This window comes from Chitinophagales bacterium, assembly GCA_020636495.1.
Classification (GTDB): domain Bacteria; phylum Bacteroidota; class Bacteroidia; order Chitinophagales; family Chitinophagaceae; genus UBA5543.
On the sequence record JACJXQ010000008.1, the window covers coordinates 2578215 to 2604607 of the forward strand.

26 protein-coding genes are annotated in these 26393 nt (G+C 43.2%); 7 read left to right on the plus strand and 19 right to left on the minus strand.

Annotation, left to right across the window (positions count from 1 at the left end; translation table 11 throughout):
• Window positions 1-48 precede the first annotated feature (48 nt).
• From H6550_11375 to H6550_11395, 5 genes are all read right to left on the minus strand, one after another.
• On the minus strand, window positions 49-3054 hold the full coding sequence (locus H6550_11375; protein MCB9046722.1) for a gliding motility-associated C-terminal domain-containing protein: 3006 nt from the start codon (window positions 3052-3054) through the stop codon (window positions 49-51).
• A 137-nt stretch (window positions 3055-3191) separates the two neighbouring features.
• Window positions 3192-4205 carry a glycosyltransferase family 9 protein gene (locus H6550_11380; GenBank protein MCB9046723.1) on the minus strand — a complete coding sequence of 338 codons (1014 nt, stop codon included), beginning with the start codon at window positions 4203-4205 and terminating at the stop codon, window positions 3192-3194.
• 61 nt (window positions 4206-4266) lie between these two features.
• Window positions 4267-5241, minus strand: coding sequence for a LysM peptidoglycan-binding domain-containing protein (locus tag H6550_11385; protein ID MCB9046724.1), 975 nt, complete (start codon window positions 5239-5241; stop codon window positions 4267-4269).
• 107 nt (window positions 5242-5348) lie between these two features.
• Complete coding sequence (gene purB / locus H6550_11390) at window positions 5349-6689, minus strand: adenylosuccinate lyase (protein ID MCB9046725.1); 1341 nt, start codon at window positions 6687-6689, stop codon at window positions 5349-5351.
• 393 nt (window positions 6690-7082) lie between these two features.
• On the minus strand, window positions 7083-8180 hold the full coding sequence (locus tag H6550_11395; protein MCB9046726.1) for a VIT1/CCC1 transporter family protein: 1098 nt from the start codon (window positions 8178-8180) through the stop codon (window positions 7083-7085).
• A 97-nt stretch (window positions 8181-8277) separates the two neighbouring features.
• Between H6550_11395 and H6550_11400 the strand changes: the two genes are divergently transcribed.
• Entirely contained in the window at window positions 8278-8793 is a 516-nt protein-coding gene (locus tag H6550_11400; protein MCB9046727.1) for a DinB family protein, read from the plus strand.
• A 471-nt stretch (window positions 8794-9264) separates the two neighbouring features.
• Here H6550_11400 and H6550_11405 read toward each other — a convergent pair whose 3' ends face one another.
• From H6550_11405 to H6550_11425, 5 genes are all read right to left on the minus strand, one after another.
• Window positions 9265-9621, minus strand: coding sequence for a hypothetical protein (locus H6550_11405; GenBank protein MCB9046728.1), 357 nt, complete (start codon window positions 9619-9621; stop codon window positions 9265-9267).
• 81 nt (window positions 9622-9702) lie between these two features.
• Window positions 9703-10539 (minus strand): DUF4846 domain-containing protein, encoded by an 837-nt coding sequence (locus H6550_11410; protein MCB9046729.1) that lies wholly within the window; start codon window positions 10537-10539, stop codon window positions 9703-9705.
• 83 nt (window positions 10540-10622) lie between these two features.
• Window positions 10623-11681, minus strand: a complete 1059-nt coding sequence (locus H6550_11415; protein MCB9046730.1) for a sensor histidine kinase — start codon at window positions 11679-11681, stop codon at window positions 10623-10625.
• A 12-nt stretch (window positions 11682-11693) separates the two neighbouring features.
• The gene (locus tag H6550_11420; protein ID MCB9046731.1) at window positions 11694-12377 is read right to left on the minus strand and encodes a response regulator transcription factor; all 684 of its coding nucleotides are present in this window, start codon (window positions 12375-12377) and stop codon (window positions 11694-11696) included.
• Window positions 12378-12498: 121 nt separating this feature from the next.
• Window positions 12499-13443 carry a hypothetical protein gene (locus H6550_11425; GenBank protein ID MCB9046732.1) on the minus strand — a complete coding sequence of 315 codons (945 nt, stop codon included), beginning with the start codon at window positions 13441-13443 and terminating at the stop codon, window positions 12499-12501.
• A gap of 140 nt (window positions 13444-13583) precedes the next feature.
• On the opposite strand from H6550_11425, the gene H6550_11430 reads away from it, so the two are divergent.
• On the plus strand, window positions 13584-14321 hold the full coding sequence (locus H6550_11430; protein MCB9046733.1) for a 3'-5' exonuclease: 738 nt from the start codon (window positions 13584-13586) through the stop codon (window positions 14319-14321).
• Entirely contained in the window at window positions 14311-15321 is a 1011-nt protein-coding gene (holA, locus tag H6550_11435; protein ID MCB9046734.1) for a DNA polymerase III subunit delta, read from the plus strand. Before H6550_11430 ends, holA begins: the two co-directional genes overlap by 11 nt.
• On the opposite strand, the gene H6550_11440 is transcribed toward holA, so the two are convergent.
• The 4 genes from H6550_11440 to kynU all read right to left on the minus strand — a co-directional run bounded on the left by H6550_11440 (window position 15314) and on the right by kynU (window position 20295).
• Window positions 15314-16246, minus strand: a complete 933-nt coding sequence (locus tag H6550_11440) for a bifunctional riboflavin kinase/FAD synthetase (protein ID MCB9046735.1) — start codon at window positions 16244-16246, stop codon at window positions 15314-15316. The genes holA and H6550_11440 overlap by 8 nt on opposite strands.
• Before the next feature lie 100 nt (window positions 16247-16346).
• A complete protein-coding gene (locus tag H6550_11445) occupies window positions 16347-18476 on the minus strand; it encodes a T9SS type A sorting domain-containing protein (GenBank protein ID MCB9046736.1) in 2130 nt (709 codons plus the stop codon).
• An 83-nt stretch (window positions 18477-18559) separates the two neighbouring features.
• Window positions 18560-19006 carry a hypothetical protein gene (locus tag H6550_11450; protein ID MCB9046737.1) on the minus strand — a complete coding sequence of 149 codons (447 nt, stop codon included), beginning with the start codon at window positions 19004-19006 and terminating at the stop codon, window positions 18560-18562.
• A gap of 17 nt (window positions 19007-19023) precedes the next feature.
• Window positions 19024-20295 carry a kynureninase gene (gene kynU, locus H6550_11455; protein ID MCB9046738.1) on the minus strand — a complete coding sequence of 424 codons (1272 nt, stop codon included), beginning with the start codon at window positions 20293-20295 and terminating at the stop codon, window positions 19024-19026.
• A 136-nt stretch (window positions 20296-20431) separates the two neighbouring features.
• Here kynU and H6550_11460 point away from each other — a divergent pair, with 136 nt between their 5' ends.
• The 4 genes from H6550_11460 (at window position 20432) to H6550_11475 (ending at window position 22939) form a co-directional block, all read left to right on the plus strand.
• Window positions 20432-20941 carry a hypothetical protein gene (locus tag H6550_11460; GenBank protein MCB9046739.1) on the plus strand — a complete coding sequence of 170 codons (510 nt, stop codon included), beginning with the start codon at window positions 20432-20434 and terminating at the stop codon, window positions 20939-20941.
• A 110-nt stretch (window positions 20942-21051) separates the two neighbouring features.
• Window positions 21052-21642 (plus strand): LemA family protein, encoded by a 591-nt coding sequence (locus tag H6550_11465; protein MCB9046740.1) that lies wholly within the window; start codon window positions 21052-21054, stop codon window positions 21640-21642.
• Between the two features lie 13 nt (window positions 21643-21655).
• Window positions 21656-22114, plus strand: coding sequence for a TPM domain-containing protein (locus H6550_11470; GenBank protein ID MCB9046741.1), 459 nt, complete (start codon window positions 21656-21658; stop codon window positions 22112-22114).
• A 21-nt stretch (window positions 22115-22135) separates the two neighbouring features.
• The gene (locus tag H6550_11475) at window positions 22136-22939 is read left to right on the plus strand and encodes a TPM domain-containing protein (protein MCB9046742.1); all 804 of its coding nucleotides are present in this window, start codon (window positions 22136-22138) and stop codon (window positions 22937-22939) included.
• Between the two features lie 81 nt (window positions 22940-23020).
• Here H6550_11475 and rplQ read toward each other — a convergent pair whose 3' ends face one another.
• The 5 genes from rplQ to rpsM form a co-directional block, all read right to left on the minus strand.
• Window positions 23021-23581, minus strand: coding sequence for a 50S ribosomal protein L17 (gene rplQ, locus H6550_11480; protein MCB9046743.1), 561 nt, complete (start codon window positions 23579-23581; stop codon window positions 23021-23023).
• 113 nt (window positions 23582-23694) lie between these two features.
• Window positions 23695-24690 carry a DNA-directed RNA polymerase subunit alpha gene (locus tag H6550_11485; protein ID MCB9046744.1) on the minus strand — a complete coding sequence of 332 codons (996 nt, stop codon included), beginning with the start codon at window positions 24688-24690 and terminating at the stop codon, window positions 23695-23697.
• 98 nt (window positions 24691-24788) lie between these two features.
• The gene (rpsD, locus tag H6550_11490; protein ID MCB9046745.1) at window positions 24789-25394 is read right to left on the minus strand and encodes a 30S ribosomal protein S4; all 606 of its coding nucleotides are present in this window, start codon (window positions 25392-25394) and stop codon (window positions 24789-24791) included.
• 92 nt (window positions 25395-25486) lie between these two features.
• Entirely contained in the window at window positions 25487-25897 is a 411-nt protein-coding gene (gene rpsK / locus H6550_11495) for a 30S ribosomal protein S11 (GenBank protein ID MCB9046746.1), read from the minus strand.
• Between the two features lie 105 nt (window positions 25898-26002).
• Window positions 26003-26383 (minus strand): 30S ribosomal protein S13, encoded by a 381-nt coding sequence (gene rpsM / locus H6550_11500; protein ID MCB9046747.1) that lies wholly within the window; start codon window positions 26381-26383, stop codon window positions 26003-26005.
• Window positions 26384-26393 lie beyond the last annotated feature (10 nt).

The following is a 26393-nucleotide window of genomic DNA, read 5'->3' on the forward strand; positions in this document are numbered from 1 at the left end:
ATTTCAAGTCATGCAACTCATACTGATTGATATATTATCTGCCAGATATTAACGTATCAGTGTTACGTTGCCTTGTTTTCTAAATGTTTGTCCTGATGGTGTTACTGCTTCTATTGTGTACAGGTATACGCCCATCGGTTGTATCTCACCATTGTAGGTGCCATCCCAACCTTCATTGATGTCTTTGGTCTCAAATACCTTAGCTCCCCAACGGTTGTACACCGCAAAGCTCTTCAGGTCTGCTATACCTCTCCTCACTATCTTCAGCGTTCCGTTAGTACGCTTACCCGGAGTGAATGCATTCGGCATCGTCAGGTAGCTGTCATTGTTCACGATCACATCCAGTGAATCCGTTACCATACAACCAGCCTCTGTGCGGCCATGTACTATATACCTCGTATTCACTTTCGGACTTACCGACGGATTGCTGATATCTGCATTGTTCAGACCCAGTGGTGGGAACCATGTATAGTACAGGCAGTTACCTCCGGGATCCATCTGGTAGCTCTCTCCAGGATAGATCGTTATTGAATCCGGCATGTCTATCACTGCCCTCGGGCGTACCGTGATGCTGATATGCGCAGTATCCAGGCAACCAAGGCTGTCTACGCCATATACTGAATATTGCTGATCTGCTACTGGCCATATACGTGGTTGCATGCTGCTCACACTGCTGATGTTGAAATCAGGTAACCAGTAGAACTTAGTGCCGCTCGCTACATTCATATCTATAGATATGGTATCACCCGGACAGATCGCGGTATCATTCGGCAGGAACAGGAATGTCGCTGAGAAGACATTCAGGCTCACCTCATCACTATCGCTACAACCAGCCGGCGTCTTAGCTATGAACTTCAACGTCGTGGTTCCCTCAGTGATCGCTGAGAAGATCGGGTTGGTACGGTCTGTGAAATCCAGTGCCTCGCCAGGTGCCCATGAATAGATGTAGTCGTGGTAACTATCCGGTGATACTACGGCTGTCAGTTGCATCGTATCGCCATAACACATACTCGCATCATCATCTACACTAACGGTCGGGTTAGGTTGTACATTGATCACAAACTCTGCCGATGTATCGCCGTTGGGTGCACCCAATGGTACATTCTTACACTTGTAATAATCACCGGTGATCACATAGGTGTGATTACCCGTATCACCGGGAGTGATCGTTGTTACGATATCATTTGACGGATTGTACGTAGCTGCGCCGTCTGTTTTAGAATTCCATACGATATTATAACGTGCATCCATTTTACCCAGTACATCTACTGACTGGCCAACACATATCTGTGTATCATGGTTATCCAGTGTCAGACCCGTCAATACGTCTATCAGTACTGTATCCAGTGTCTTACAACGGTTATCGCTGGATCCTACTTCTACTGTATATTGGGTAGTTGTTTTCAGTTTGGCATCCGGCTTGTCTGAAGTAGCACTGCTCAATCCTGTTGCAGGTGTCCATTTTACATTATAAGTTACACCAGGACTCTTAACGATTCCCAGGTCCAGCGGCAAGGTTACGCCAGGACAGGTAGTATCATCAGGCTGACCGCTCATAGTGGGGCCATTCAGTACCGTGATCACTACTGTATCCTTGTTGAACGTAGGACAGTATGGGTTGATCGTTGAGGTTGCCAGGTAAGTGGTCGTTACTTTTGGTGTAGCTACAGGGTTAGGTATGTTCGGGTTAGACAAACTGGGGTCTGTACCGCTCAATACCGTCCACTGGTAGTTCGCTCCGCCGGTTACACCCAGGAAGGCAGGCTCGCCGTAACAGATACTCGTATCTGGTGAAGCCTCTACAGGGCCCCAGATCTGAAGGTCTACCGTCTTGGCATACTGTAACAGGATGCCCGGTGGTTTACACGTTGAGTCCTTGATGATCACAAGGAAACTGTGTTTACCCACATCATTGATCGTTGGTGTCCATGAGAAACAGCCTCTTACTGAGTCTGTCTTCAGGTTAGTATATGTAAGTGCTGCGCCGGGTATTGCAGTAAGCAGGTTATCTTCTGCAAGCAATACGGCACCTGTATCAGTAGATTTGATCACAAAACAGAAGTTCAGGTTCTGGCCAACACAACCATATACAAATCCGTTGCTGAATACTCCGCTATCATTAATAGATACTGTATCCAGTGTAGGGGCTATCGTACTACATGGCAGTACCTGCACCTGGATGTCGCGCATGATTGAACCTATCTCTGAAAAATTATTACCGTTCTTCCTGAACTCACGGGTCTTCATGGTCAGTGTGGCTGCACCCTGCAGGGTAGCTGTAAAAGACATCTGGCCATTCGCACCGTTCAGACTGAATGAGTTATTCGTTTGAAGCGGGTTATTGGTAAAATTAATTGGGGGTGTAAGTGTTACCAGCGATGCATTAGCAGGTGTACCAACACAGTTACCTGCTGCCAGTGGGTTGATCATCTGCGACCATAAAGAGTCACCGTCAGCATCCAGGGCTCCGTTATTATAAGTATATGCCTGGTTCAGACAAACATATGGTATCGGCTTAACCGAATAGTATGGAGATGAGTTCAACCATGTAAAACTGCTGTTGAACGCTGTTTCAACATATAAGTTACCCGGAACGATGTTGGTTTGAGGGTTACGTGCGTTGATCGACACACCAAATTTCCAGTAGTTACACTTTAACGGCAATGTTGCGATACAAGAGTACCACCACTCACGGTAACCCGGAACATTGGATGATGAGTTATCACACTTATTGGAATATTGAGAACATCCGGCAGATACGGAAGAACCATTCGGCCTGTTGTCCGGCGGTAATGTACCTGTCCACTTTTGCATAGTAATGCTGAAATTCTGATTGGTACAGGTGTTATAGAAACACAGGTCTGCAGTAGGAGGTTCAGATATACCTGTACAGTCGCGATAGAACTTAAAGAAGAACTGGTAAGTTGAATCACTGATATGTACATAAATTATCTCTGCGCCCGCAGCATGCGAGGCAGAAGCTTTCTGGCTTGAAAAAATAACCAGCAGGGCTACTACAATGGTGAACGATAATGATGAGAGTAATTTTCTCATGACCATATTTATTTAAATATTTAACATATACAACCTAAGCCGTATATAAGTATTATCTTTTATACTTTAGTCTCACAAAGATAAAAAAATCAATACAAAACTATACGCTTTGTATAAATAGACATACCAGAAATGAATTAAGGTTGGGAGCCTTTCCAAAAATCAATCAAATGACTTATAACAACCTCATTATCAACATCATTCATGCACTTAAAATGTTTCTTCGGGCAAGAGTCATACCCTATCTTACTACATGGCCTGCAATTAATATTACAATTTTCGATAATTACAGACTTAGGGCTGACATTTGTCTGCAGATTATTGAACCCGTAATAGGGGAACATTCCCATAGAAGGAACAGTATTCCCCCACAATGATATTACTGGCTTTTTTAATGCAGCAGCAATATGCATAAGCCCCGTATCATTACTTATTACAACTTTTGCATATCTAACAAGACTGGCAGACTCATTTAGTTTGAACTTACCACATGAGTTGTAGATTTTCACTTTATCTGTAACTGCTATTTTCTCACCGGCGTCACGATCTTCAGGTCCACCCAAAAGAATTATTGGATAGGGACATTTTTTACAAAACTCGATCCATTTATCAACAGGGTACTTTTTCGTTGCATATGAGCCGCCGATTACACAAGCGACATATCCGGCCCAATGACTCATGGGTATATCTTTGCTGCCGACCTCTGCCTCTTCAGGAATAAAATAATCCAACCCTTGTCCATCATTTTTCACTCCCAAATCACGCACTGCCTCAAAATAGCGATCCACAATACTCTTATCCGGCAGAATATTTTTTTTGAAGTTGACCAGTATCCATTTCTCAAAATTGAGTTTATTAAAAGAAAAAGAATGACACCCCAGTGACCGCTTAACTTTCAACGACCTGATGTTCTTATGCAGATCAATTATATGATCATACTTTTCCTTTCTTAATGCCGGCATTATTTTATCTAAACTATCTTCCAGGAAATAACACCTGTCAATATTCGGATTATGTTCAACAACTGCGCGAAAGGAGGCCTTCGTCAGGAAGTGAACCTGCATGCCCGGTATCCGTTTCAGACAACGCACCACGGGGCTGGTTAATACTATATCACCTATTGAGGAAAACCGGACGATCAGCACTTTCATTCAGCCAAAATAATTTAATAAGTTGCAAATACCACAATGGATATTATGATGCATTCAAGATTTAATTTGATGGTGCAAATTTCAATTCACACCAGGCTTTATCTTCTGTGACCATCAATACTTCTTTTGCACCACTGCTGATACCAATGATACAATTGTAATATTGCTTGGTGTTTGGTATAGGCCCCAGCACTTTTACAAAGACCGTTTTGTCTGTGCCCGGATTGTAAACCTTAATTATAGTACCCGGCTTTGCCATATTGTGGAATGCAAAAAAAGTTGTGCTGCTTTTGAGTTTACCCTTATTTTCATAAAACACAGCTGTGCCCTTCTCCTCTGTCACTACTTCTTCTTTATCAGTCTGTGCCTGGTATGCTTTTTCTATTTCAGGCAGCGTATCGTACTTATTACCTATTACATATTCGATAACAGTCTGCCCCTTCTTATTTTTACGACCGTTTGACTGACTGCCATTCTGCACCGGCTTCTGTTCTTGCTCTTTTTTATTTTCTATACCCTGTTTATTCACAGAAACTGTATCAGCGACCGGAGCATCTGATGCGTCGTACAAAACCCAGCCAACAAAAAGATGCTTGCCTTCTTCCAGGTAATTATCCGACATTGCGTTCCAGTCTTGCATGGTGCGTTGAGAGACACCTGCAAGGTGCGCTAACCTGAACATATTATCATACTTGCGCACAACGTAGGAAAGCGGTCTTGTGTCAAACCTATTAGCAGAAACACCCTTTGCCTGGTTATAAGGACCGAAAGGAATATATAGTATTGAACCCGGTTGAAGTATGGTTTGGAAATCAACACCATTCATATCGGCCAGTAACGCCGGCGGAACATGAAACCTGCGCGAAAGCATGAAAAGATTCTCTCCTGTTTCTACTTCGTGCTCAATCGCCCACTTATCATTGTAAAACACAACGCGTAGTGTGTCGATATCCGGGTTGTCTGCTGTTACCCTTATCTGCGATATTGCCGGCGTGGCAATTCCTAATGTAAATATGAATAATAGCACCCTGAGCATAATTCTACCGGATTTTACAACGGTTCAAAATACAATAATTATGCCCAACCTTCAACACTTATACATTTTAACATAACAGACATAATTACCATAAGACCACAACGGCATTAAAATATGCCGGTATAGTTATGAGGGGTTATTGCCTTGAGCTCCCTTTTGACCGTTGCAGATACCTTGAGTGTCTTGATAAATTCATGTATATCCTCTTTTGTGATACTTGTCTTTCCACGTGTCAGGTCTTTTAACGCCTCATAAGGTTTAGGATAATTCTCCCTGCGCAGGATAGTCTGTATCGCTTCTGCCACAACTGCCCAGTTGTTATCCAGGTCTTGTTTCAGTTTGTCTTTATTCAGCAACAGTTTACCCATTCCCTTCTCAAGGCTGCGCAATGCCAGGTAGCTATGTGATAAAGGCACACCTATATTACGCAATACGGTGCTATCTGTCAGGTCGCGCTGCAGGCGGCTGATGGGCAACTTGGCACTCAGGTGCTCGTATATGGCATTAGCAATACCCAGGTTGCCTTCCGCATTTTCAAAATCAATAGGATTTACTTTGTGCGGCATAGCACTACTGCCTATCTCTCCGGCCTTTGTCTTTTGCCTGAAGTATTCCATTGAAATATAAGTCCATATATCCCGAGAAAAATCTATGAGGATATTATTGATACGCTTTAATGCATCAAACTGGGCAGCGATATTATCGTAATGCTCTATCTGGGTGGTGTACTGCATACGTTCCAGCCCCAGTTTGTTGTTTACGAATTCATTGCCGAGCTTCTCCCAGTTCATACCCGGGAAGGCTACATTGTGCGCATTGAAATTACCCGTAGCGCCACCAAACTTAGCAGCATGAGGTATATGACTCAGCAAGCGTACCTGGCCTTCAAGCCTTTCTGCAAACACCATCATTTCTTTGCCCAGCATGGTAGGCGATGCCGGTTGACCATGCGTACGTGCCAGTAAAGGAATCTCACCCCAATCTTTTGCCATCTTCTTTATAGCCAAAACGGTATTTTGCAATAAAGGCAGGTATTCATTCTCCATCGCTTCTTTCCAGCTCAGGGGAATAGCGGTATTATTGATATCCTGCGAGGTGAGACCAAAGTGTACCCACTCTAAAACATCTTCACCTCCCATAGCTTTCAGCTTTTCTTTCAGGAAGTATTCTACCGCTTTAACATCATGATTCGTGATACGTTCTGTGTCCTTTATCTGCTGTGCATCTTCTATGGTAAAGTCTGTATATATCCTGCGGAGTTTCGCGGGCTTTACTTCTGCCGGAAGGGTAAATATCTTCTTTTGAGCCAGGAAGATGAAGTACTCTACTTCTACCAGTACCCGGTAACGGATAAGCCCGAACTCAGAAAAATAAGGCGATAATGATGCCAGTTGATTCCTATAACGTCCATCTACGGGACTGATTGCTGTAAGTGCTGATAATTGCATGGGTGCAAATTTACGTTTTCGGGTTGGTAAATTCTTAATAGGGGTCACTGAAGAATGACAATGCGTAACCGGCACCCCAAAATTGTTAAGTAACAACGGAAAGAACGTACTAAAAACAGTTTCCCTGCAACAAACATAGCAACCTAAAAGACTAATGATCAAATGATTAGCATCTATTTTGTTAAGTTTTGTTAAGTAAATACGTATACTCACAAACAAATCTGCCCATAAAAAACGCCCCGATGTAGCGGGGCGTTTTACAAATATTGTTTTTTCACTATGTCGATACTGCAACGTCATACAAGTAATTTCAAAGCAGGTATTTAAAACAAATATACAACATAATAACAATAATACAAATTATTATTTTACGAATAATTCTGGCAGCTACTACTACCCTACCGATACGCCTATAAGGCTGCCAATACCATAAGTAACCGCGGCTGCCAGCAAACCGAACAATACCTGCCTGAAACCGGAATACCATACACTCCTGCCGGTAAACAGGGTTATTGCAGCGCCTATCAGAAACAAACCTGCGGCACTTAACGCCACACTCAGGTAAATAGCCTGCACTCCACTTGTAAACAAAAACGGAGCCACCGGTATTATAGCCCCTATGGCAAACAGGAAAAAGGAGTATAATGCAGCTTCTATCGCCGAGCCTTTCAGGTCTTCGGTATTAATACCCAACTCTTCTTTTACCAATATCTCATGTGCACGCCCGGTGTCCGACATAATATCCCGGGCCATGCTTTTTGCCTGCTCTTCAGGTATACCCTTTGCCATGTATATCAATGCCAGTTCCTGTTCTTCTCCTTCAGGATTGGTTTCCAACTCATCCATTTCCAGTTGCATCTGGTTTTCTGACAACTCCTGGGAGCTTTTTACGGATATCCACTCGCCCAACGCCATAGACAAGGCACCCGCCAGCAAGCCGGCCAGGCCAGCCAGTAAAACACCACTCCCTCCCTCTGTTGCCCCCGCTACTCCCATCACAAGGCTAAAGTTTGATACCAGTCCATCATTACCCCCCAGCACGGCTGCACGCAGCGCATTCCCCCCTACTGAACGATGGCGTTTTTCAAGCCGTGTCATCATATCCACTGCTGTGCCTGCATCCTTTTCAGCAATTGCCTTCAGTATCTTTACATGATTGGTCTCCATGCCGGATATGGGCATGTTATTTTTCCTTTTACCGGCTATTATGGCTCCTGACAAGCTTTTTTCCGTGTCCATAAGCACACCTAAAACATAGTCATAGCCAAACAACTTTCCTATAAGGTTCAGTGTTTTAGCTCTACCTGACGGAGGCGGTAATTTTGTCGCAGCATGATCTGTCTTGCGCATAAAAGCCAACGCGTGCCCCTTCTCTATATCACTCATCTGCGCAAAAACATTTGCGACCTGCTTATCAGTCTCTTTTGCTGCCAGCATTCCATACAGGTAGGATGCATCTACCTCTGTCTGCAAATTTTTATTTGTTGCCATATTTTGTGCTTTCACTTGTACATCATACATAAATGTAACGTTAACTTTCAGCATCTGCAATGACATACAGTAGTATATTTACACAAACAACAACTGCATGCAACGACCAGATAGCAATGAATACAAACCCTTTGCCGAACGTTATATACAACTTGTTCCTGAAGGTGATTTTATGGAACTATACAGGCAAAATACCGACGACGCAATAGGATTCTTCAGTAACCTTCCTGCAAACAGACATGAGTATAGATACGCAGAGGGTAAATGGACGCTGAAAGAAATGCTGATGCACATTGCTGATACAGAAAGAGTGATGAACTACCGTGCTTTAACAGGAATAAGAGGTGACAGAGCTGCAATAATGTATGATATGGACCAGGACCTGTACGCGGCCGGGGCAGACGTCTCGGGCAGAACATGGGATGATATACTTGAGGAGTTTGCTGCTGTGCGTACAACAGGGTTGAAACTTTTCGGCCATATTACGAGTGAGCAAAGCAGGGCTGTGATACACATGATCGATGGCGGCACATTTACGGTCAGAGCTTTGGGATACATCAACATTGGACATATGCTACACCATATGAACATCATCAATGAGCGATATTTGTAGTAAAACCTGCAATATCAGTACATATAGGAAAGTCTACTATCTATCCGTTATTTGTGGATTATCTGTGAATATATGTGGATAAACTCAACTCAAAATCCGCAATATCACTTACAATCCGGTAAAAATGGTCTTTCTATATAATTGTTTTTTAAACAGTTAAACAATAATACACATACGCTATACACAAAATAGATAGTTGTAAGGTGCCAAATGTGGATATCAGAAAAATAAAATCACAATGCATTATCTAAGTAACTGAAAATAAACAAAGTAGTGCTTATTACTTTTATGAGGATTAATGTGGATAGGGAGTGATTAACTGCATTGGTATTCTTCAGTTGTTTGCACGAGATTTGTGATACAATGTAACTACAAGAAAACGAACGCCTTATGTAAGGGAATCGTTATAAACAAGTCTTCTCTTTCCTCTATATGTATGTATCAAGCTACCCCTTCCGGGTAGCTTCTTTTTTAGGAAACATAATCGTACTGAACTGTACGGTTGGCGATCTGGAGCGCACGTAGATATTCTTTTACACATTGGCTGATGATCTTTTTGCAGCCGCGTGTCAGCTTGGGAGATGAATAGCCTTTGTTTTCTTTATAATCTTCACGTATCCAGGTAGCCCTGTTGATGAGTTCGTTGTTAAATGCGGCCACTTTAGCATTGATCTCTGTAAACGACACAGGAATCCCCTTGTCTTCTACATCCTTGTATAGCTGCTCTATGGTATCTCTTGTATATGTGTGGGCCATATCCTTATATAGCCTCAGAAACTCAGCGCCATATATACGGTCGCCGAATATTTCACGGAATATTGGTTGCATATCTCCCTCTTATGTACACTCAAAGATAATAATTTATATTATGTGCACAAGTATATGTTACATACATCAGAATTACCACCGTTAATCTTTGAACCTTTTCAGGTCGGCCGGAGAAAAGCTCCATTGTGGCGTGCTTATCACATTCTTTACATCGGTGATATCGTACCAGGGGCTGATCGACCGGTCTCCCAAATTGCGCAATATATGTATCTCCTGAGCAGGCATATAGCTTTGCGCCAGCATAAACAGCTTATTACCCGCTTTATTTTCAACTATATCAACGACTATCACGGCATGACCCGGAGTACCTCCTTGTATCAGTACATCCCCTATCTGCATTTTTGAAAACGGCACCTTCTGCATCTCCCTAGACAGTGACAAGGTGCCTGCATAACTGAACACAACTTTCAGGTAATCCCGAAAGCTTTCATAACCTGTTGATGCACGTTGCGTTTTCACCCAGGTACATTTATTTCCATTCACTTTCACCCTGTACCCTTCCCTCCATTTAAAGTAAGCAGCATTAAATCCGTTAGTAAAATTGAAGTGTATCTTATCATACAAATGGTTTTGATACAGGTATTCAGCTCTCAACCGTATGACAGCATCTGCACATTGCTGCAGGTTATAGTTGCCTACATCCATCCTTATAACAGCCATATGTATATCCTGCCTATTCTTGAGCGTTCCATCATACAAATGCACTTTCGCTCCGTCCTTTTGTAAAGGGAGCGTTCGCAGATATTCTCCAAAGCCATCAGCAGTCATCCTTATATATCCGTCAGGAGGGTTGAATCTTTTTTGTAAGGTTGTGCCTGTATTTTCAACGATGTGTTTTGTTATCGTTGTTTCTTGCGCAGGAGCGCCTGTCGCACTGCACAGCAGCACACTCATCAGCATGATATAGCGTATGTTCATAACAGGTGTTTCTTAACAGAAACATCAGTTACGATATTCCATTCATAGAAATGTTAAACTAATAATAAAATGAATAGCACCCTTTACTCCTTACCCTTCTCCAATGTGAAACCAAATGAAGAACCAACGCTGAGCTTACTACGCACCGTAACGGTCTGGCCATGCGCTTCAACAATATGTTTTACAATAGCCAGCCCAAGACCCGTGCCACCTATATGGCGGCTACGGCTACGGTCTGCACGATAAAAACGTTCGAAAATGCGGGATAAATGTTCTTCTGCAATACCGGGGCCATTATCTGATACTTCCACATAAATGTTCTTATCATCCATTTCGTAGCAACCGGTAATGATATGGCCCCCTTCGTTACCGTACTTTAAGCCGTTCTCTATCAGGTTTACTAACACCTGCCTTATTTTAGGACGGTCTGCATACACAGTAAGCGGCCTTTCTGTGCCTTTCTTAAACAGCAGTTCTATCCCTTTTTCTTTGGCCCTTAGCGACATCTCTTCATATACATCCTTCACGAGGTCCTGTATGATGAATGACTCCTGTATGATGGGTATCCTGCCCGATTCAAGCTTAGATATCTCGTCCAGATCATCAACCAGCCTCACCAGCCTGTCTATACCTTTTGAAGCATTGCTCAGGAATTTCATGTTCACAGTGTCGTCGTGAATAGCGCCACCTGCCAGTGTATCAACATAGCCCTGTACTGCAAAAATGGGCGTCCTCAGCTCGTGGGCCAGGTTCATCAGGAACTCCTTGCGGAACTGTTCATTAGCACGCAGCATCTCTATCTCGTCCTTCTTCTGCATGGCCCAGGTCTGCACGTCCATATTCACCTCTTCCAGCGATTTCTGGGGCAGGATATTGTTGTAGAAGAACTCTTCCTTCTTGGTTGCCTTGGTCTGGTAAATGAACTTATATATGAGCTTTATCTTCCTGTAAATGAAGTGCTGTAAAGTATAGTTATATATCCAGTAGATAATAACGAAAGTTGTCCCGAACACGATAAGGGGAATATACCATTCCGATATCAGGAAAAGACTCATCAATGCGTTTACGCATGCGATGATCGTAGCCGTGATGGTGGACAATAACCTCGGCGAGGCATTTTTCGTATCCAGGAAAGATGACATAGTTAAACTAAACTACACCATTTCGAACTTATATCCTACGCCTTTTACAGTAGTGATCAGGTCTACGCCCAGTTTCTGGCGTATCTTACGGATATGTACGTCGATGGTCCTGTCACCTACAATAACGTCAGTTCCCCAAACACGCTGCAATATCTCATTGCGCAGAAATACGCGTCCCGGTTTTGATGCCAGTAATAACAGGAGTTCAAACTCCTTCTTTGCCAGCATGATCTCGTTATTCTTGTAGGTAACTGTGAATTTGGTCTTGTTGATCTCAAGGTCGTTGAAGGTAAGCTTCTGTTCTACGTCCTCATCTACCTTCGTACGTCTTAATGCTGCGGCAATACGGGTGAGTAATAATTCAGGCTTAATAGGTTTTGCGATGTAATCGTCAGCGCCAAGTTTCAATCCTTCTATTTCAGACTTTTCATCACTCAGCGCTGTCAGGAAGATTATGGCTACATTCTCCAGGTCGGGAGTCTGCCTCAATTCGCGTAGTGTCTGCATGCCGTCTTTATTAGGCATCATCACGTCCAAAAGAACCAGGTCAGGGCGAAATTCTTTTGCTTTTCTTAAGGCTTCTATGCCGTCGTATGCAGTAGCTATCTGGTAGCCTTTGCTTTTTAAATTGTAGCTGATGAATTCAACTATATCCGGTTCATCATCTACAATTAATATTTTCCCTAAAAAGTCCATATATAGCTCTGAAATCCGACGCAATATTATGACAGCAAATGTTAACTCAAAAGAAATGACACATTATCTTATTGTTAAGCCACCCTGAAAACCGCGTTATTACTGCCTTATAACGAATACTTTATTTCAAAGTAACGTTGCCTGAACCGACCTTGAAACCGCCCTGGTATATCTCTATTTTATAATCACCGGCCTTGTAATCACTATCCTGGTTCCAGTCTACAACCACGTCGCTCACCTGTGTATTTTTCTGCACCTCTATCAATTTCGACAAAGTATAATTTACAGATTGTCCATCATCAAGAGTAGTTACCCCCGAGCCATAAGCAGCGTTGCTCAATACCGTTCCATCCGGGTTAGTAATACGCAGGTAAAATTCAGTAACACTGGTTTCTTTTATCCTGTTCTCATCTATATCAAATTCTATACGCATCACGTCAACACGTTTTGCCTTTTGGGTCTCTGATATTTTTTTACCACCCCGTTTAATGTCAATAGGCGTCATGCGAATGTTGGAAACATGCAGGATAGAACCCAGTTTTGCCAGTTGTTCTCTTTCAGCATCCAGTGCGTCACGTTCTTCTTGTAAAACGGTCCTCTCCACACCTAAGCGTTCGTTATCACTCTCCAGTGCTGCGATACGCTCTTCGTATGTCTGTACTTTTCCATTCAGGATATTGATGAGCCTTTTGGCTTTACCCAACTCGGCGGCTGAAGCATTTTTGTTTTTAATGATCTTATCGATCTGGCTTCTTAGTTTAGCTATTTCTCCGTCACGGTCGGTCAGCATACCTTCCATCGCTGAATTTTTTGAAACCAGCTCGTCCAGGCGAACCAGGGCCGCACTGTAGTCAGACTCAACAGCTTTACGAGATGAATCGCTGAAATCAAACTCCGCCTGTACCCTATCTCTTTCTCCTGCCACCTTGCTGCGACTGGAAATAAAATAAATATTAGATATCAGCAATAGTCCTATTATCACCCAATACACCCGGGTATAATCCTTTTTAGGGGATTGTTGTTGTGTGGACTGTTGTTCTTCCTGGTTATTGAAATCCTGACTCATAAAATAATTTGTTTACAAACGTACAGGAAAAAATATTATTCCCTGTTTCCGTAGCATGAATTTAATATGTATAAACGGTAGATTATAGCAGGACAACAAAAAATTGTATCATTACGTACAGAAAGAATTGTTAAAACGCCATGCAGCTTCATCAACATATCATGTTCATAGACATTGAGACAGTGCCCCTGGTAAAGGAGTACAGCTCATTATCAGAACGTATGCAGACAGAATGGGAGAAGAAAGCCCGTTTTATGAAACGGGACGCCGGAGACAATGTAGGATATGACGAATTGTTTACCGAAAAATCGGGTGTCTTTGCCGAGTTTGCAAAGGTGGTATGCATCGGCTTTGGCAGCCTGTATCACGGCGAGGGCAAATGGCATATGCGGTTGAAATCCTTAGCGATGGACGACGAGAAAAAGTTGCTGGAAGAATTCTCTGACCTCGTATCCAGGTTTGTAGCCTACAACTCACAAATGGCCTTTTGCGGGCACAACATCAAGGAGTTTGACATTCCTTTCCTGTGCCGTCGTATGCTGGTAAATGGGTTATCACTTCCCCCTGTCATGAATCTGAGCGGGAAAAAGCCCTGGGAGAACCCTCATATTGACACTATGGAAATGTGGAAATTCGGAGATTTTAAAAACTACACCTCCTTATCTTTGCTGGCCGAGATACTGGGTATACCTTCACCCAAAGAAGATATTGATGGTAGTATGGTAGGCAGTGTCTATTACAACGATAATGACCTACCCCGGATAGCACGGTATTGCCTGCGTGATGTAGCAACATCAGCAAGGGTATACCTGAAGCTGAAAGGAGAGGACGACAGTTTTGAAACTATATACGTAGACGAAGCACAAAATGGTAGCTGATTTTAAGAAAATACTGCAATCGCTGGAGAAGAGGGAATTTGCGCCCGTTTACCTTGTAGACGGTGAAGAGCCGTTCTACATTGACATGCTTACTGAGTATTTTGAAGATAAGATACTGCAGCCCGCAGAGCGTGATTTCAACTTGATGGTATTGTATGGTAAGGACGTGGAATGGGCAGACGTGGTAAATGCATGCAGACGTTTCCCGATGTTTGCAGAAAGGCAGGTAGTGATATTGAAAGATGCCGCGCAGATGCGTAGTATCAACGAACTGGCTGGGTATCTTGAGCATCCGTCTCCAACTACGATATTCCTGATCGAACACAGGTTTAAAAAAGCTGACGGCCGTGGCAAGCTGGTTAAATACGCCAAAGAAAAGGGCTATTACTTCACATCTGACAAGATAAAAGACGAACAGGTGCCCGGATGGATACAGGCATATGGCAAAGAGACAGGATTTGCAGTTGGTGAACGTGAATCGCAGATACTGGCTACATTTTTAGGTAATGATCTGCAAAAAGTAGCCAACGAAATAGCCAAGGTGCGCATCAATGTGCCTGAAGAAAAAGCGCTGACCACAGAGATGATACAGAAGTATATCGGTATCAGCAGGGAGTACAATGTGTTTGAGTTCCCTGAAACGCTCACCAACATGGACAAGGATAAACTGTACCGCATGCTGGCCTATTTCATCGCCAACCCAAAGTCGTCGCCTATGCCCCTGTTGATAGGCTCTTTTTACAGCCATTTCAGCAAATTATACCAGGCATGCTTCCTGCTGGGGAAACACGAAAAAGACGCCGCTGCCGCTCTGGGCACTTACCCTAACCGGGCCCGGCAAATGCTGGCTACCGCGCAAAAGTTCTCATCACACCGCATAGAAGCCTGCTTATTATTACTGGGCAAATACAGCACTAAAGCCGTAGGAATTGAAAGCACAGCTGATGACCGTGAGTTGCTGAAGGAAATGATAGGCAAAATGGAACTGGTCCTTAGTTGATACCCAGTGCATTTTTAGCTGCTATTTCATCTTTGGCCAGTTGAGTTTTTAATTCATCCAACGAGCTGAATTTTTGTTCATCCCGCAGCCGTTCTACAAAAGCCAGCTCTATCTCTTCGTTATAGATGTCGTCCGAAAAATCAAAGATGAATGCTTCTATATGCAGGGTCATGTCACTACTCACCGTAGGCCGGAAACCAATGTTCAGCATAGCATTATATTCATTGCCTGCGTAGGTTATTTTTACAGCATATACGCCATTGGTCGGAATGATCTGCTCTTTATGGTTGGGCACGACATTAGCTGTAGGATAGCCAATGGTACGGCCTAGCTGTGCACCCTTTTGTACCGTACCCAATATTGTATAGTTGCGCCCCAGCATAGCAGTAGCCTCACTAACGGCTCCGCTCTTCAAGGCTTTCCTTATTTTGGTAGAACTCACGGTGGCTTCATCTATCAGTTGTGCAGGTATCTCTACCACCTCATAACCATATTGTTTTTGCATAGAGCGCAGCAAGCTTATGTCGCCCTTCCTGTCATGACCAAACTGGTGGTCGTAGCCAATGATGATAACAGAAGGACGAAACAACTTAACAAGAAAATCTGAAATGTATTGCTCAGCAGATTGACTTGCAAAATCTTTAGTGAAAGGTACCACCACAATATACTGTATACCTTCATTCGTTATCAACCCCACCTTTTTATCAAGAGGAGTAAGTATCTCTATAGGTGTATCAGGGAAAATAAGTTTGCGCGGGTGAGGTTCAAAGGTGAGCAGGACAGTCTCCCCTCCTATCTTGCGGCCATAATTATGCACCTCTTTCAAGATGACCTTATGCCCCATATGCACACCATCAAAAGTGCCAATAGTAATAACAGGGTTCGAAAAATCGGGTAAGTCGTCTATTGAATAATATATGGCCATGGATAAAAAATGCCCGTAAAGTTAACAATAACAGGCATTAATACGCTAAACTATAAAGCCCCGCTTATTGCGGGGCTTTGATCTGTCATTAAATGGACAACTATTGTTTCATCACCTTGGCAGTAAATCGCTCTGATGCAGTATAGCCAATAACCATATACATACCGGCAGGCAAGTCATTACCATTCATGTCTTTCCCATTCCAAGTATGAGTTTGCATGCCTTTTTCAATTATATGGCTATACACCTTTCTTCCTGTAAGGTCAAACACCTCAATCCTTTCTACCCCATTTGGAAACTCAATGGTCAACCTATCTCTAAATGGATTGGGGAAGCATTTTACAGTAGACTTCTGGTCTTCAGGAAGCTCGCCTATATATAGAACATTAGGATTATCATCAAGATTTGTATTAACGGTATCTCCCGACTCTATTGCCAGGAATGCTGTATAAGAACATAATACCCGGTTATTAATACTGCTGTCTATTATTTCCTGCACAAAGCTTGGATTCTGTTTACCAATTAATTCTGATATATAGTGATGTGTCCACACCGGCACGAAAGTGTTGTTGCCATTCATAATAGTATTTATTGTATCATGCAACTGGATGGCATTACCTCCTGAAATTGCATTAACGTCAACCACAGAACCGGGCATAATATTTCCAGAGTACCTTCCGGTTTCTATATAGTGCCTGGACATATTCAGCTTATTTACAGAATTCAGATTATACCGCGAATAAGTAAATCCATTTGCAATGCTGACATTAACATTATATGAAGCAGTGGCAGAACCTGAATTCTCAGCAATGGACGTGAGCGTGGAACCCAGGTCAAAGTCGTAAGTATAGCTGTATTTGCCGTTTATATATTTGTACAAATAGGTCTTGTACCTGTATATACTTCCACCACTGCCCAAAGTCAGCTTACTGTACCATATATCATTTGCGTAGTAATAACTCCCCGACACATATTGTTTAGTTGTACTATAATTGACAACATCTATTTTGTTAGGCAAGCTGCCATTCATATCCGTTATTAAATTTTTATACATCTGGTCAACTATGCTTTGATTATTAGTATAACTATTGTTATTGCTCAACAAAACAACCTGTGCCTCCGATGCACTTTTTGAAGCACAAAAGCTCAAAGCTGATTTGATCAGATCAGGATATTGATTACCTGACTTGGATATTGATGACGGCACACCAGACAGTGCTGCATTAACTGATGCGATGTCTATATTGTGCCAGCCCTGAAATGCCTGAACAATATTTCCGGCATACTCATAAAAAAGATTGAAGGAATCATCTGTACTATAATCGGTCAACAATTTTATTTTCAATTCCTGCAACACCTCTGCCAATGAATAAATAGTATTGCTGCCATTAGGATGATCGATGATAAATACTACATTCTGTTTTTTATTCAAGCCAAAAGCAGCAGGCGGAACGATCAGTTGGTATACACCTTCGCTGTTGTTAACCGGGTACGTATATAATTGTATTTCATTACTACCGGTTGTATAACGCAGGTTAAATGTATTGTTTTTATAATCAGCCCCCCTCAACACTAAGGCATCCTCTCCATTTGTCTTGCCCAGGAAATACTTGTTATAGTCATTTTCTACAAACCCGGGTGAGCTATAAAAGAAATCGTTCTTCACTTTGACGATAATATCAGGCAATATCTGAGATGACTCAAAAAGATGAACAGGCAAGGCAACATTCACATGATCACCGTGCCATTTTAAAGGAGAAACGTATGTTATTTTTACCTTGCGAGGGTATGCAGTTGTCATAGGATAGACATTTAACTGGTAGCTGTTCTCACCGGTTTTGTATAACAATGAAGGGTCTCTTTTTCTCTTAACAATGCCTTCGTATATGCTGATAGCTCTGTTTTTTTCAACTACATCAGCCTTGATGATCGTATTTTCATCCAACCATAGCCAGGAGTCATGAATAAAACTGCCTGCAGGAAGATCAAATAATAATACCGCTTCTAAACTGTCTGTTACTTTATAAGTAGACTGAGGGTTAATAGTAAATGTCATATCGACACGCGCATAGGCTCCATCGGGTGTCACAACCACCTCCGGACTTGTTATTATTCCTTGTGTACGTTGATTTACATTAAAGTGAGGATTGGATACTGAAAGACTGTACTGTGCAGAACCGGATAACGCTGTAAAGAAGCAAAGAACGAATAGATAGTGTAGTTTTGACATAGGGGGATGTTTTAGTTACATTAAAATTAACGTTAAAACATTCCTAAACTTATCACCTAATCGTCATATGTTTGTCATAAATATCAGGGCGCTATCACTGTCACTGCAGTATCTATATGCATCAGCGACACGTTAAGGGTAATATCTTGCCTTGGGTCATACCATGTACCTTCCATTGAAACAGCATCGGGTTGCACATGCCATATACCTATCACACGTCCATCAGGTAGCATTTCCCGCAACTCGTATTCTTTTCCTTTTTTTGCCCCTGACAACTGTATAGCCGTAGCATTTTTCCGTGCAGTATAAAAAAGAGAACCGGCTACTTTATCACCGAATTCTTTGTACCACATCAAAACAGGATACTGCCCGTCTATATTACCCTGCCAGGCGTAAATATACCTGTCCGGGTCATTTGTATGTGCAGTGATGTAGGTACGTTCTCTTCTGTTATCTTCACCATGTTCCAACTTGCACCCTACCGACATACATATCAGTAAGAACAGAAAAGATGAGAGCAGGTATTGCATGAACGTGTATTTAGCTACTATGATTCTTTATCGCCCAGGTTCTTCAATATCTGGTAAAACCTGTAAGCATCTTCAAAGGTATTATACATAGGCACAGGGGCAATACGTATCACATTAGGTTCCCTCCAGTCTGCAATAACGCCTTGCCGGGTTAAAGCATCAAACACCTCTCTCCCCCTGTCTCCAAACAGTAATGACAACTGCGCACCCCTGCGCTCAGGTTCAGATGGGGTAATAATTTCAAAATCCAGGTTAGTTATTTGCCTCAACAAAAACTCCATGTAGCCGGTCAGCTTTTCACTCTTCTCCCTGAGTGCTTTCATACCGGCATTATCATGCAGATCCAGTGCTGCATTATGGGCTACCATATTAAACACGGGTGCATTACTCATCTGCCAGCTACCTGCGTTATTTTGTGGTATAAAACCTTTCTTCATTTTGAAGCGGTCCTTCTCATCATTACCCCACCAGCCCGCCAGCCTGAACACCTCCGGATTGCCATAATGTTGCTCGTGAACGAACAGGCCTGCCACGCCTCCCGGTCCCGAATTCAGATATTTATAAGAACACCAGCAGGCAAAATCCACGTTCCAGTCGTGTAACTGCAATGGTATGTTTCCGGCAGCATGTGCCAGGTCGTAACCTGCATAGGCACCTACCTTATGAGCTGCTTCCGTTATTGCTTTTAAATTGAAGAACTGACCGGTGTAATAATTCACACCGCCAAACATTACCACCGCAAGGCTATCACCAGCTTTTTCTATCGCTTTAATTATATCTTCATCGTTAATGGTATGTTCGCCTTCTTTCGGAGCTATTTCTATGATAGCATCAGCAGGGTCATAGCCATATATACGCACCTGCGTTTCTATGGCATACTGATCGCTGGGGAAAGCACCTGCTTCCATCATTATTTTATAACGCTTACCTTTTGGCCTGTAAAAAGAGACCATTAACAAATGCAGGTTTACGGTCAATGTATTAGTAGCGACCACCTCATCTTTTGAGGCTCCGACAAGGCGACCCAGGCGCTCGGAGAACAGTTTGTGATATGAGAACCAAGGATTTCTTGCCTCAAAATGCCCTTCAACACCATATTTAGCCCAATCTTTCAACTCCTGTTGCATCAGGTACTCAACACTTTTGGGTTGCAAACCCAATGAATTACCACACAAGTAAACCACATCATTGCCCTCGTGCTGAGGGATATGAAAACGCGTACGGAAATGATGTAGTGTATCTAACAGGTCTTGCTGCTGAGCATACTCCAGGCTTGCCTCGTAATTGATATTCATTCTTGTTGTTTGCGCAAAAGTAAGCAATACATACAGGAATTCAGAACGCCCGCAAACACTGTTAAAGTATTCATAATAAGTGAACCATTTACTTGCTACGTGGTTATATAAGCAATCAAACTCACGAAATATGAAAAAGATCATCGCGTTAGCAGGAATAATATTGTTGTCAACCAGCTTTGGTACATATGCACAAAAAAGCAGCAGTGCAATAGGCTTACGTGCTACGCCTGACGGTGGCGGAGTCACATTTAAAACATTTTTCTCTCCTCACCTATCTTTCGAAGCTCAGGCAAATGTAGGTGGAGTATATGGAGGCAACAGTTTTACAGGGGTTGCATTATTAGAAGGTAACATTATTATGCCCGATCCTTCATGGCGTATAATCATGGGTGGTGGTGTGCATGCAGGCGTTTGGGATAATGGCGCCTGGTACAGACAAAACGAAGCTGTTTGGGTGTATGACAGGCCCGAACCTATAGTAGGTATTGACGCCATAGGTGGTGTTGAATACATCTTCAAAAAAATACCACTCGGCTTAAGTGCTGACATAAAACCTGCAGTCAACTTTACCAGTCGTGGGCCTGAATTTTTCTCGCACAATATGTTCGGTGCATCAGCAAGATATTATTTCAGGTAGTGTTTAGTTTTTAGTGAGGTAGTTTGCCTGGAATACAGGAGCGCCGTGCGTTACACGGCGCTTTTTGCGTATATGCCAAAAAGGCTACTTTTGCATAAAATAAATCAACAATGAAAAAAGGAACAATCGCACTAATAGTTGTAGCTGCAATATTGCTGATAGGCGGATGCCAGGCTTGCAACCTCCAAAAATCACTGGTTACTGTTGACGAAGAAGTGAAAAGCAAATGGGGTGAGGTAGAGAACCAATATCAACGCAGGTCTGACCTGGTACCCAACCTTGTAGCAACTGTAAAAGGAGCCGCTGATTTTGAAAAATCTACACTCACACAAGTGATTGAAGCGCGTGCCAAAGCTACGTCTATGAGGATAGACCCTAACGACCTGACCCCGGAAAAGCTGCAACAATTCCAACAGGCACAGGGACAGCTCAGCCAGGCTTTAGGGCGCCTGATGGTAGTAAGCGAGCAATATCCGGAACTAAAGGCTAACCAGAACTTCCTGTCACTGCAAGATCAGCTTGAGGGTACAGAAAATCGTATCACTGTTGCCCGTCAGCGATTCAATGAGACCGTAAAAGAGTACAACATAAAAGTGCGTACTTTCCCTAACAACATTTTTGCAGGCATGCTTGGTTTCCAGAAGAAAGGTATGTTTGAAGCAGAAGCCGGGGCAGAAAAAGCACCGAAAGTAGAATTCTAAAAAAATAGATACCATGAGCTTATTTGGCAAGAATAAGCAGCCGCTCAATAAAGAAGAGCAGGAAAAAGTGGTGGCTGCTATACAGAATGCGGAAAAAAACACGACAGGAGAACTGCGTGTATTTATGGAGAGCCGTTGCAACTATGTAGATGCAATGGACCGTGCTAAAGAGGTATTTGCCGAACTGGGCATGACTGAAACAGTACGCCGTAATGCCGTATTGATATACATGGCATACGACGACCACCAGTTTGCCATACTGGGCGATAAGGAAATATATGAGCAGGCAGGCGGTCCTGTATTCTGGAAAAATGCGGCACAAGTGTTCAGGCAATACCTGGGCAACGGGCAAATGGCAGAAGGATTTGTGGCCTGTATCAACGAGTTAGGTAACGCATTGGCCAAATACTTTCCATACGACCCTACTGTAACTAAAAATGAACTGCCCGATGAAATAGTATTCGGCAAATAACTAAAACCAAAGGAGCATATCTTGTTACGTTATCTCAGCATTCTGTTCATATTGTTGCTATCGCATATTGCCTTTGCCGGCGATGGCGATTTCCCCAAACAACCTAATCCTCCCAGGTTGGTAAATGATTTTGCCGGCATGATGAGTCCGGGTGAGGCACAACAACTGGAAGCAAAGCTGGAAGATTATGCGAAAACATCATCTACACAGATAACGGTTGTTACCATAAAAAACCTGGGCGGGTATGATGTAGCGCAGTATGCTACTGAACTGGGCCAAAGATGGGGCGTGGGCCAAAAAGGCAAGGACAATGGTGTAGTTATCCTGGCATCGAAAGAAGACAGGAAAGTCAACATATCGTCAGGATATGGTCTTGAAGGCGCTTTAACAGACATTATATGCGGGCGTATTATCCGCAACGAGATAGTGCCCCAATTTAAACAAGGAGACTTTTACGGCGGTTTTAATAAGGCTGCCGATGCCATAATACTGGCCACTAAGGGAGAATACAAGGCGGAAGTTGACTACAACCACGGCAAAGAAAAAGTACCCCCACTGGTAACCATACTGTTCATTATCATCATTGTTATCATTGTATTTGCCATAAGCAAAGGCGGCGGAGGCAACAACCGTGGCGGTGGCTATATGAGCGGACGCGGGTATGGCGACATTGCTACAGGCATGCTGTTGGGCGAATTGCTGGGCGGTGGCCGGCACCGTGGAGGTGGATTTGGTGGTGGATTTGGCGGAGGCCGCAGTGGTGGTGGATTTGGCGGTTTCGGCGGCGGTGGATTCGGTGGCGGTGGCGCCAGTGGAAGCTGGTAATACGTTACACAGAAAAACGAACTAAAACAATAAGGGCTACTCAATGAGTAGCCCTTAAATATTTCGGAATAAATAAGCTGATTAAGCTTCTTTGTTCTCTTCGTTGTTTTCTTCCTGTACAGGAGCTTCTTCAACTGCAGGTGTTTCTTCAACTACAGCTTCTGCCTTTGGCTCTTCAGCAACTGTTTCTGCTGGTGCAGCAGCAGGAGCAGCTTTCTTAGCACTGCTACGACGGCTACGACGAGTTTTCTTAGCTGCATCATCAGCACCTTTCTTGTAGATCTCGTTGAAGTCAACCAGCTCTATCATTGCCATATCAGCGGCATCACCCATACGGCGAGGCAACTTGATGATACGTGTGTAACCACCGGGACGGTTAGCTACTTTGTCACCAATTACGCCAAACAGTTCTTTAACAGCTTCTTTGTCCTGCAGGTGGCCAAAAACCACGCGGCGGTTGTGCATAGAATCTACCTTAGAACGGGTAATGATAGGCTCTGCATATACACGCAATGCTTTTGCTTTTGCCAATGTTGTAACGATACGTTTGTGCTCGATCAACTGGCTGGTCAGGTTCTGCATTAATGCTACCCTGTGGGCCTTCTTACGGCCAAGATTGTTCACTTTATCTCCGTGACGCATGACTGTTGTTTTTTGAGTTTCCCCCGCACCGTGTCAAGGAGTTACGGGGTACATTGTTAATTAAAAAAGATAAAAGTCACCCCGCAAATGCGGGATGACTTTTGAATTATTTATTAGTCGCTACTGCGAACGTATTTGCTGATATCCATACCGAAGTGCAGACCACGCTCACCCAGTACCTGCTCTATCTCAGACAGTGATTTCTGACCGAAGTTACGGAACTTCATCAGCTCTTCCTGTGTGTACTGAACCAGCTCGCTCAGAGAGTTGATCTTAGCAGCCTTCAGACAGTTGAACGCACGTACAGAAAGCTCCAGGTCTTCCAGTGGTGTATTCAGGGTCTTACGTACCTGCAGTGTCTCTTCGTCTACAACCGCTTCTTTCTCTTCGCGTTTAGTATCCAGGCTGATGTTCTCATCTGTGATGATCATCAGGTGCTGGATCAGGATACGAGAGGCTTCTTTCACAGCCTCTTCAGGGTGAATAGTACCATCGGTAACTACTTCCATGATCAGCTTTTCAAAGTCTGTACGCTGTTCAACACGTGTATTTTCAATCGTATATTTTACGTTTTTGATCGGCGTGTAGATAGAGTCGATAGCGATGTAACCGAGAGGTGCATCTTCCATACGGTTCTCTTCAGCAGGAACATAACCACGTCCTTTACCGATCTGCAATTCTATCTGGAAATTGATGCTCGGCTCCATGCTGCAGATAACCAACTCAGGGTTCATCACCTCAAAGTTTGGCAGTGCTTCACCTATCATACCGGCAGTAAATGTATCCTGGCCTTTGATGTTCAGCTCTACCCTGTCAGTAGCTATGTCGTCTTCCACTGATTTTTTCAACCTTACCTGCTTCAGGTTCAGGATGATCTCAGTTACGTCTTCAAGCACGCCTTTTATAGTAGCAAACTCATGGTCGGCACCGGCAAGCTTTATACCTGTGATGGCATAACCTTCAAGCGAAGAAAGTAATACGCGGCGCAGTGCGTTACCAATAGTAACACCATAACCAGGCTCTAATGGGCGAAACTCAAATTGGGCTTCGAAATCTGTTGCTTTCTGAAGAACAATTTTATCCGGCTTCTGGAAGTTCAATATGGCCATATTGATATTTTATTATTTAACTTTTTTATTTAATAAACAGGGTATGATTCATACTGCCTGTACATAACTATAGCCCATACGCGAGTATGGGCTTATTATTATTTAGAGTACAACTCGACGATCAGCTGTTCCTTGATGTTCTCAGGTACGCTCTCACGCTCAGGATGAGCCAGGTAAGTACCTTTGAATTGCTTCTCATCAAAATCTACCCAGTTTATCTTTGGATTCTTTGAACCTACTTGCGCCATCAGGTCGGTATTAACCCTTGATTTTGGTTTCACTTCAATAACATCACCCGGTTTCAGGCGGTAAGAAGGTATATTCACGATATTACCGTTTACCATGATGTGCTTGTGAGATACCAGCTGACGAGCAGCAGGACGTGTAGGTGCAATACCCATACGGTATACTGTGTTGTCCAGGCGAGATTCCAGCAACTTGATCAGGTTCTCACTGGTCGCACCTTTCAGGCGGTTAGCCTCGGTATAGATGTTACGGAATTGCTTTTCCAATACACCATAAGTGTATTTAGCCTTTTGCTTTTCTTTCAGCTGGATTGAATACTCACTTGCAGATTTGCGCTTGCGAGAATTACCATGCTGTCCCGGGGGAAAGCTGTTTTTGTCCAGGCTCTTGCCTGATCCCAGGATGGGCTCACCGAATATACGGCAAATTCTGTTTTTTGGTCCTGTGTAACGTGCCATTACGATTTTTTAGTTTTTACTGCTGCGTCTCATATAAAAATCGTAAAAGCCGATCCGCAACAGCATGTTATTAATAAAAATAGTTTCAAATATTATACGCGACGCTTTTTAGGCGGGCGGCAACCATTGTGTGGCAATGGAGTAACGTCTTTGATAGATACAACCTCAATACCTGAGTTAGCTATAGAACGGATAGCGCCTTCGCGGCCTGAACCCGGTCCTTTTACTATTACATCCGCCCTTTTCATACCAGCGTCAATAGCTACTTTAGCACAATCCTGTGCTGCCATTTGTGCTGCGTATGGAGTGTTCTTTTTAGAACCACGGAAACCCATTTTACCGGCAGAAGACCATGAAATAACCTGGCCACTCTTGTTGGTAATGCTGATAATGATGTTGTTGAATGTAGCATTTACGTGAACATCACCATGTGCGTCCACTTTTACTACGCGCTTTTTAGCTGCAACTTTTGCTCCCTTTTGGGTAGATTGTGCTTTTGCCATTTTACTTTTAAATAAAGGTAGTCTGATATAACAAAAACCGGTATTACCCGGCTTTCCGCCATTCCTCCCCGCTGCACCTCAACGGATCCGGCAATGGCAGAAATATTATTTTTTCGGTGCTTTCTTTTTACCTGCAACGGTTTTACGCTTGCCCTTACGGGTACGGCTGTTGGTACGGGTACGTTGTCCACGCAATGGTAAACCTTTACGATGACGTAATCCGCGATAACATGCGATATCCATCAGGCGCTTGATGTTCATCTGAACTTCAGAACGCAATTGTCCTTCTACTTTAAACTCACCGGTGATGATGTTACGGATAGCAGCTTGCTCATCGTCGTTCCACTCAGCAGCTTTCTTATCGTAATCTATCTCAGCTTTGTCCAGTATATACTGGGCTGTGCTACGGCCAATACCATAGATGTAAGTGAGCGCTATCTCACCACGTTTGTTTTTCGGAAGGTCAATACCAGCTATACGAGCCATGTATGTCTAT

Bases quoted from the DNA above. Each gene is read 5' to 3' on its own strand.
- H6550_11375 (MCB9046722.1), bottom strand. From the start codon at position 3,054: ATGAGAAAATTACTCTCATCATTATCGTTCACCATTGTAGTAGCCCTG.
- H6550_11380 (MCB9046723.1), bottom strand. From the start codon at position 4,205: ATGAAAGTGCTGATCGTCCGGTTTTCCTCAATAGGTGATATAGTATTA.
- H6550_11385 (MCB9046724.1), bottom strand. From the start codon at position 5,241: ATGCTCAGGGTGCTATTATTCATATTTACATTAGGAATTGCCACGCCG.
- purB (MCB9046725.1), bottom strand. From the start codon at position 6,689: ATGCAATTATCAGCACTTACAGCAATCAGTCCCGTAGATGGACGTTAT.
- H6550_11395 (MCB9046726.1), bottom strand. From the start codon at position 8,180: ATGGCAACAAATAAAAATTTGCAGACAGAGGTAGATGCATCCTACCTG.
- H6550_11400 (MCB9046727.1), top strand. From the start codon at position 8,278: ATGCAACGACCAGATAGCAATGAATACAAACCCTTTGCCGAACGTTAT.
- H6550_11405 (MCB9046728.1), bottom strand. From the start codon at position 9,621: ATGCAACCAATATTCCGTGAAATATTCGGCGACCGTATATATGGCGCT.
- H6550_11410 (MCB9046729.1), bottom strand. From the start codon at position 10,539: ATGAACATACGCTATATCATGCTGATGAGTGTGCTGCTGTGCAGTGCG.
- H6550_11415 (MCB9046730.1), bottom strand. From the start codon at position 11,681: ATGTCATCTTTCCTGGATACGAAAAATGCCTCGCCGAGGTTATTGTCC.
- H6550_11420 (MCB9046731.1), bottom strand. From the start codon at position 12,377: ATGGACTTTTTAGGGAAAATATTAATTGTAGATGATGAACCGGATATA.
- H6550_11425 (MCB9046732.1), bottom strand. From the start codon at position 13,443: ATGAGTCAGGATTTCAATAACCAGGAAGAACAACAGTCCACACAACAA.
- H6550_11430 (MCB9046733.1), top strand. From the start codon at position 13,584: ATGCAGCTTCATCAACATATCATGTTCATAGACATTGAGACAGTGCCC.
- holA (MCB9046734.1), top strand. From the start codon at position 14,311: ATGGTAGCTGATTTTAAGAAAATACTGCAATCGCTGGAGAAGAGGGAA.
- H6550_11440 (MCB9046735.1), bottom strand. From the start codon at position 16,246: ATGGCCATATATTATTCAATAGACGACTTACCCGATTTTTCGAACCCT.
- H6550_11445 (MCB9046736.1), bottom strand. From the start codon at position 18,476: ATGTCAAAACTACACTATCTATTCGTTCTTTGCTTCTTTACAGCGTTA.
- H6550_11450 (MCB9046737.1), bottom strand. From the start codon at position 19,006: ATGCAATACCTGCTCTCATCTTTTCTGTTCTTACTGATATGTATGTCG.
- H6550_11460 (MCB9046739.1), top strand. From the start codon at position 20,432: ATGAAAAAGATCATCGCGTTAGCAGGAATAATATTGTTGTCAACCAGC.
- H6550_11465 (MCB9046740.1), top strand. From the start codon at position 21,052: ATGAAAAAAGGAACAATCGCACTAATAGTTGTAGCTGCAATATTGCTG.
- H6550_11470 (MCB9046741.1), top strand. From the start codon at position 21,656: ATGAGCTTATTTGGCAAGAATAAGCAGCCGCTCAATAAAGAAGAGCAG.
- rplQ (MCB9046743.1), bottom strand. From the start codon at position 23,581: ATGCGTCACGGAGATAAAGTGAACAATCTTGGCCGTAAGAAGGCCCAC.
- H6550_11485 (MCB9046744.1), bottom strand. From the start codon at position 24,690: ATGGCCATATTGAACTTCCAGAAGCCGGATAAAATTGTTCTTCAGAAA.
- rpsD (MCB9046745.1), bottom strand. From the start codon at position 25,394: ATGGCACGTTACACAGGACCAAAAAACAGAATTTGCCGTATATTCGGT.
- rpsK (MCB9046746.1), bottom strand. From the start codon at position 25,897: ATGGCAAAAGCACAATCTACCCAAAAGGGAGCAAAAGTTGCAGCTAAA.
- rpsM (MCB9046747.1), bottom strand. From the start codon at position 26,383: ATGGCTCGTATAGCTGGTATTGACCTTCCGAAAAACAAACGTGGTGAG.